The organism is Sphingomonas sp. TDK1 (assembly GCF_001650735.1).
In the GTDB taxonomy this organism is placed as follows: domain Bacteria; phylum Pseudomonadota; class Alphaproteobacteria; order Sphingomonadales; family Sphingomonadaceae; genus Sphingomonas.
In genome coordinates, this window is the sequence record NZ_LXVY01000035.1 from 357 (window position 1) to 1,037 (window position 681).

Consider the following 681-nt stretch of genomic DNA (forward strand, 5'->3'; position numbering starts at 1 on the left):
CAGCCGCCGCACGGTCAGGGCGAGGCTGCTCATCGTGATCGACAGCGGTAGCAGGGGCGCCACACCGCAGGCCCATTTTTCCGCCGTTGCGATGCCGACGAACGGCTTGAGCAGCAGGATCAGCCCGGCAATCGGCAGGTCGACGATCCGTGACCAGTGAATGTCGAACCCGCCAAGCGCCGGGTCCATCCGGTACTGACGGAGATCATACCATCCCTGGCCGCCCAGCCAGGCGCGGACCTGCATCAGCCGCATATTGTCGTCGGTGTCGCCAAGGCTCAGCCAGTAGATATTGCCCTGGCGCTGCTGGAGGAACCACACCGCCACGCACAGCCATGCGAACAGCGTCCAGCCCAGCCAGTGGCGGTCCAATTCGTCTCGAAGGCGGACCAGCCGCGTGCTGATGGGCGTCAAAATCGCTTTCCTCGGGTGCTGCCGCGCATTAGGGCGAGCGCCGGTCGGAGGGCAAGCGAGATGACGGCGGTATCACAGAGAGTTGAAGCTTTACGGGCCAGCGGGGTGCTGGGCCAGCTGATCCGCTTCGTGATCGTCGGCGGGCTTTCCACGGTCGTCTATGCCGCCGTCTACTGGCCGCTTGCCACCTATGTGATCAACCCGGTGGTCGCCTCGGTGGCGGGCTTCCTGGTCGCGGTGGTCTTCGGTTATTTCATGCACAGCCGC

General features: G+C 64.8%; 1 protein-coding gene and 1 pseudogene. One reads left to right on the forward strand and one right to left on the reverse strand.

Features of this window, described 5'->3' with window-relative positions:
• Nucleotides 1-414: pseudogene (locus A7X12_RS26410) on the reverse strand (AcrB/AcrD/AcrF family protein); the annotation flags it as partial.
• 60 nt (nt 415-474) lie between these two features.
• Here A7X12_RS26410 and A7X12_RS19145 point away from each other — a divergent pair.
• A partial coding sequence (locus A7X12_RS19145; RefSeq protein WP_198162087.1) for a GtrA family protein occupies nt 475-681 on the forward strand: 207 nt, incomplete at its 3' end.